The organism is Gemmatimonadota bacterium (assembly GCA_016209965.1).
GTDB lineage: Bacteria > Gemmatimonadota > Gemmatimonadetes > Longimicrobiales > RSA9 > JACQVE01.
Map to the genome: position 1 here is coordinate 1 of JACQVE010000016.1, position 6,038 is coordinate 6,038.

The window sequence follows — 6,038 nt, forward strand, 5'->3', positions numbered from 1 at the left end:
CCCAAGACGCGCCCCGGCCCTCTTTTTGTAGTGTCGAGACCGCTGGCGGTTCTTTGCCGCTTGAGTCGCGCAGAAGTTGAGCGCCGGCACCGAGCGCCTTGCCGGGGCCGGCACGCGCAGACGAGGGACACTCTATGATGCAGGGGGCGACACAGGCGGCCGCGCACCGGGGAGGCGAGGCCAGCCTGGTGCTGCCGGAGCTGACTGGCTCGACGTTCCTGGGACTCGATGGCCAGATGCTGCTCATGGCCGGCCTGCTCGTCTGCCTGGCCGGCCTCCTCTTCGGCCTGTTCATGTCCCGCCAGCTCCAGCGGCTACCCGTGCACCGCTCGATGCGCGAGGTCTCCGAGCTGATCTACGAGACCTGCAAGACCTACCTGATCACGCAGGGTAAGTTCATCCTGCTGCTCGAGCTGTTCATTGGCATCATCCTCGTCGTCTACTTCGGCGTGCTGCGGGACTTCGAGGCTCTCAAGGTCGCAATCATCCTGCTCTTCAGTCTGGTGGGCATTGCCGGCAGCTACGGCGTGGCCTGGTTCGGCATCCGCATCAACACCTACGCCAACTCGCGCTCGGCCTTCGCCAGCCTGGGGGGCAAGCCCTTCCCCACCTACGCCATACCGCTCAAGGCGGGCATGAGCATAGGCACCATGCTCATCAGCACCGAGCTGGTGATCATGCTCTTCATTCTGCTCTTCATTCCCGGGGATTACGCCGGCCCCTGCTTCATCGGCTTCGCCATTGGCGAGTCGCTGGGCGCGGCCGCGCTGCGCATTGCGGGCGGGATCTTCACCAAGATCGCGGACATCGGCGCCGATCTCATGAAGATCGTCTTCAAGATCGAGGAGGACGACGCACGCAACCCCGGCGTGATTGCGGACTGCACGGGCGACAACGCCGGCGATTCCATTGGCCCGACCGCCGACGGCTTCGAGACCTACGGCGTAACCGGCGTCGCCCTCATCACCTTCATCCTGCTGGCCGTGCCCAGCCCCCTGGTGCAGGTCCAGCTCCTGGTCTGGATCTTCGCCATGCGCATCATGATGATCGTGACCAGCGTGCTCTCTTACCTGATCAACGAGGCCATTGCCCGGCGCCGCTACGGCTCCGCCGATGTCATGAACTTCGAGGCGCCGCTGACCTTCCTGGTCTGGCTCACGTGCCTGGTGTCCGTGGCCATGACCTACGCCGTCTCCTACCTCCTGATCCCGGAGCTGGGCGACGGCTCCCTGTGGTGGAAGCTCTCCACCATCATCACCTGCGGCACGCTGGCGGCGGCCATCATTCCGGAGCTGGTGAAGGTCTTCACCTCCATGAAGTCCGGCCACGTCAAAGAGGTGCTGACCGCCTCCCAGGAAGGCGGCGCATCTCTCAACATCCTCTCCGGCTTCACCGCCGGGAACTTCAGTGCCTACTGGATGGGCATGGCCATTGTGGCGCTCATGGCCGCCTCCTACGGCGCCAGCACCCTGGGCCTCGCCGAGATCATGCTCGCCGCGCCGGTCTTCGCCTTCGGCCTGGTCGCCTTCGGATTCCTGGGGATGGGCCCGGTCACGATTGCCGTCGACTCCTACGGCCCGGTCACCGACAACGCTCAATCGATCTACGAGCTCTCGGTGATCGAGCACATCCCCAACATCCGCCAGGAGGTGAAGCGCGACTTCGGCTTCGACCTCAACTTCGAGACGGCCAAGCACTTCCTGGAAGAAAACGACGGCGTGGGCAATACCTTCAAGGCCACGGCCAAGCCCGTGCTCATCGGCACCGCGGTGGTGGGCGCGACCACCATGATCTTCTCGATCATCGTGCTGCTCACCAACGGGCTAACCACGGACCTCGAGAAGCTCTCCATCCTCTACCCGCCCTTCCTGCTGGGCCTGATCACGGGCGGCGCTGTGATCTACTGGTTCACGGGCGCCTCCACGCAGGCTGTCTCGACCGGCGCCTACCGCGCGGTCGAGTTCATCAAGGCGAACATCCAGCTCGAGGGCGTCGAGCGGGCCTCGATCCGCGACTCGAAGCGGGTGGTCGCCATCTGCACGCAGTACGCGCAGCGCGGCATGTTCAACATCTTCCTCACCGTCTTCTTCTCGACGCTGGCTTTCGCCTCGCTCGAGCCCTACTTCTTCATCGGCTACCTCATCTCCATTGCCACCTTCGGCCTCTACCAGGCCATCTTCATGGCCAACGCGGGCGGCGCGTGGGACAACGCCAAGAAGCTGGTCGAGGTGGAACTCAAGCAGAAGGGGACACCGCTGCACGCGGCCACGGTAGTGGGGGACACGGTGGGCGACCCGTTCAAGGACACGTCTTCTGTGGCCATGAACCCGGTCATCAAGTTCACCACGCTCTTCGGACTGCTGGCCGTCGAGCTGGCCATTGAAATGGAGCGCGGAACCAGCCTCGTCCTGGCCGCGCTCTTCACCGCCGCGGCCATGGTCTTTGTATGGCGCTCCTTCTACGCCATGCGCATTGTCACTCCGGCATCGGCCCGCTGGCGCGAGGCGGTGGCCGGCGCGGCCGCGGAGGCCGTGCACGAGGCGGGGTAAGTGCGGGTGCCGCCACTCCTTGACAAGCGGTTCCGCCCCCGGCTAGTCTGGCCGCCGGTCCCATCCTGACATTACGCGAACCCCCTCGCCACAAGGAGCCTGCCCGTGGCCGGACAACATGCGCGCGAGCACTGGGGCACCCGCGTCGGCCTGATCCTGGCCATGGCCGGCAACGCCGTGGGGCTGGGCAACTTCCTGCGCTTCCCTGTGCAGGCCGCGAACAACGGCGGCGGCACGTTCATGATCCCCTACTTCATCTCGCTCCTGCTGCTGGGTATCCCGCTCATGTGGATGGAATGGGGGATCGGCCGCTACGGCGGCCGCTACGGCCACGGCACCATCCCGGGCATGTTCGACCGCATGTGGCGCCACCCGGTGGCGAAGTACGTGGGCGTGCTGGGCGTGATCATGCCCCTGGTCGTCTTCGTCTACTATACGGTCATTGTGGGCTGGATCCTGGGCTTCACCTTCTTCAGCATCACGGGCAGCTATTTCGGGCTCTCGACGGAGGAGGTGGCCGCCTTCCTCTACTCCTTCCAGAACATCCACGATTCCAGCGTACACGGCGGCTGGGTCGGCTTCCTGTTCTACGGCCTCACCCTCGCCTTCATCACCTGGATCCTGGCGCGCGGCATCTCGGGCGGCATCGAGAAGCTCGCGCTCTACGGCATGCCCCTCCTCTTCCTCTTCGCCTTCATCCTGCTGATCCGCGTGCTGACGCTGCCCCCGGCCGAGGGCTCGCCTGGGCAGGGACTGGCGTTCATCTGGACACCACAGTGGAGTGCCCTGGGCGATGCTGGCGTGTGGGTAGCCGCCGCGGGCCAGATCTTCTTCACCCTGTCCCTGGGTATGGGCTCGATCCACACCTACGCCTCCTACCTGTCGCGTAAGGATGACATCACCCTGACCGGGCTCTCCACGGCGGCAACCAACGAGTTCGCCGAGGTAGCCCTGGGCGGCACCATCGCCATTCCCGCCGCCGTCACCTTCTTCGGCGTGACCGGCGCCATGGCGATTGCCTCGCGCGGCTCCTTCGATTTCGGCATCATCGCCATGGCCATCGTCTTCCAGGGGCTGCCGGGCCCGCAGATCCTGGGGCAGATCGCGGGCTTCATGTGGTACGCGCTGCTCTTCATTGCCGGCATCACCTCGTCGGTCGCCCTGGCCTCGCCCGCCATGGCATTCCTGCAGGAGGAGTTCGGGCTGCCACGGAAAAAGGTAGCGCTCGGGCTCGGCCTTACTGCCCTGGCCCTCGGGCTCGCCGTCGTCTGGTGGTATCGCATGGGCTGGCTCACGGAATGGGATGACTGGGCCGGCACCTTCGGCCTGGTCGTCTTCGCCTTCATCGAGGTCTGGATCATCCGCCTGGCGTTCGGCGTCGACCGCTTCTGGGAGGACATCCACGAGGGCGCAGACCTTCGCATCCCGCTGTTCTTCAAGTTCGTGATGAAGTGGGTCGCGCCCCTCTTCCTGACCGGACTGCTGATCTGGTACGGCCTGACCGCCATGCGCCCCGCCTTCCTCATGGAGGGCGTGCCCGCCGAGCAACTGGCGTGGCGCTGGGCCGCGCGCCTGACCATGGTGGCCATGCTGCTCGCCGGGATCCTGCTGATCCGGGCAGCATGGCGCCGCAGAGCCGAGCATGCGCCCGTGGAAGCGACGACTCCAGCCCAGGTGGCCCGATGAACCCGCTACTCTTGCTGACCGCTCAGGCCGCGGAGACTGCGGCGGCCGCCGCCGGCCTGAGCGCCGGCGCGCTCGCCTTCATGCTGCTCAGCATCGGCATGGTCACGGCCCTGACGCTGTACTGCTTCTGGCGCGTGCTGCAGCGGAAGGAGCACATCGACCCGGACGGCACCGGCCCGGCCGAGCCCCCTATCGCCGGCGCCGTCGAGGAGCGGGGGCGCTAAACGCACGGCAATGGTTCTGACGAGTGCATCAAATCATGTCACGCGCAGCCGGCAGGGCGCGGTCGGAGAACGCGGAGACCATTGAACGCTCCGCGTTCTCCGCGCCTCCGCGTGACCTGTTGTAGCACGATGCACCACTCCAGTAGTCACAATCATCAGGTCGCGGTACGAGTGCGCCGTTTCACAAATCCACTTGCGTATTCTCGACCGCCATGACCTTCCGCCCGTGTCATCCCCCCTCGACAACTGCGTCGTCGTCCTGAACGAGCCGCAGGACCTGGTCAACATTGCCGGGACAGTGCGCGCCATGATGAACATGGGGCTCGCCCGGCTGCGCCTGGTCCGACCCGCCGAGTTCGACGCCTACCGCATCGCGGGTATTGCCCACGGCGCACAAGCCGTCCTCGAGCGCACCGAGCTGTTCGACTCGCTGCGCGCAGCGCTCGCCGATGCCGCGCACATCGCCGGCGCGACGGCCCGGCGGCGCACGGCGCCCTACGTCTGGCAGCACCCGCGCGAGGCCGCGCCCGAGCTCCTCGAATTAGCCGCCGCCGCGGGCGGCCCCGTCACCCTGCTCTTCGGCCGCGAGGACACCGGCCTCTCCAACGAGGAGCTGGACCTTTGCGACCGGTTGCTCGTCATCCCCACCAACCCGCGGCACCGCTCCCTCAACCTGGCGCAGGCGGTCCTGATCGTAGCCTACGAGCTGTGGCTTGCCGGGCCGGGCACCGACCGGCCACTGCCCGCCCCGCGCCGCGGAGTGCGGCCCGCCACGGCGGAGCAGCTCCAGCTCCTGTTTCAGGAAGCGGAGGCCGGGCTCGAGGCCATCGACTTCTTCAAGGCGCGCAACGCGCCGGCCTTGCTGCGCACGCTCCGCGCCCTGGCCCGGCGCGCGCGCCCTAACGAGCGCGAGGCCAGGCTGCTCCGCGCCATGGCCCTCGAGCTGCAAAAGTTTCTGGCGCGGAAGGGCTGAGGGCTCCGCCTATTCCGGTTCGGACGGCAATTCGCCCGGCGCGCGCAGCAGCTCGAGCTCGGAGAGCGGCTGCCAGAGCTGGAAGAGCGGAAAGCGTGTGGCGAAGAACATGAGCGAGGCGAGCAGCAGTCCGGCGAAGGCGAAGGCGATCCCCACCTCCTGCCAGCCCAGGTAAAGCTCGGCGGCCCGCGGGTAGTGCGAGGGATAGATCAGCGTATAGCGCTCGATCCACAACCCGAACAGCACCACGCCCGCGAAGGCGGCGAGGATCCCTGGTGTCCGCTTGGGCGTCGCCCCGAGCAGGCCGAAGAATGGGATCACGAAGAGGCAGAAGAAGACGAGCACGGCGAGGGGCGTGAAGGGCGCGGAGAGCCGGTGGATCACGAAGCTCTGCTCGCGGGGCAGGAGGCCGTACCAGATCACCAGGTACTGCGACCAGAAGAGGTAGGCCCAGAACACGCAAAAGGCGAACGTCAGCTTGCCCAGGTCATGGAGCTGCGGCGGCTGGATCGCGCTGCCCAGCTCGAGCCCCCGCCGGTAGACGACCGTGAGCAGCGCCGTGGCCGCAATGCCTCCCAGGAACGCAGCCATGAAGAAGTAGGGGCC

General features: G+C 66.6%; 5 protein-coding genes. 4 read left to right on the forward strand and 1 reads right to left on the reverse strand.

Annotated elements, in window-relative coordinates; translation table 11 throughout:
* Positions 1–134 precede the first annotated feature (134 nt).
* From HY703_00740 to HY703_00755, 4 genes are all read left to right on the forward strand, one after another.
* Complete coding sequence (locus HY703_00740) at positions 135–2,549, forward strand: sodium-translocating pyrophosphatase (protein MBI4543705.1); 2,415 nt, start codon at positions 135–137, stop codon at positions 2,547–2,549.
* A 162-nt stretch (positions 2,550–2,711) separates the two neighbouring features.
* Positions 2,712–4,235 carry a sodium:calcium symporter gene (locus HY703_00745; GenBank protein MBI4543706.1) on the forward strand — a complete coding sequence of 508 codons (1,524 nt, stop codon included), beginning with the start codon at positions 2,712–2,714 and terminating at the stop codon, positions 4,233–4,235.
* Positions 4,232–4,459 (forward strand): hypothetical protein, encoded by a 228-nt coding sequence (locus tag HY703_00750; protein MBI4543707.1) that lies wholly within the window; start codon positions 4,232–4,234, stop codon positions 4,457–4,459. Before HY703_00745 ends, HY703_00750 begins: the two co-directional genes overlap by 4 nt.
* A gap of 226 nt (positions 4,460–4,685) precedes the next feature.
* Entirely contained in the window at positions 4,686–5,432 is a 747-nt protein-coding gene (locus tag HY703_00755; protein ID MBI4543708.1) for a tRNA (cytosine(32)/uridine(32)-2'-O)-methyltransferase TrmJ, read from the forward strand.
* 9 nt (positions 5,433–5,441) lie between these two features.
* Here HY703_00755 and HY703_00760 read toward each other — a convergent pair.
* A partial coding sequence (locus HY703_00760) for a hypothetical protein (GenBank protein MBI4543709.1) occupies positions 5,442–6,038 on the reverse strand: 597 nt, incomplete at its 5' end.

Excerpts from the sequence above, each read along its gene's own strand:
- HY703_00740 (MBI4543705.1), top strand. The coding sequence starts at position 135 with ATGATGCAGGGGGCGACACAGGCGGCCGCGCACCGGGGAGGCGAGGCC.
- HY703_00745 (MBI4543706.1), top strand. The coding sequence starts at position 2,712 with ATGGCCGGCAACGCCGTGGGGCTGGGCAACTTCCTGCGCTTCCCTGTG.
- HY703_00750 (MBI4543707.1), top strand. The coding sequence starts at position 4,232 with ATGAACCCGCTACTCTTGCTGACCGCTCAGGCCGCGGAGACTGCGGCG.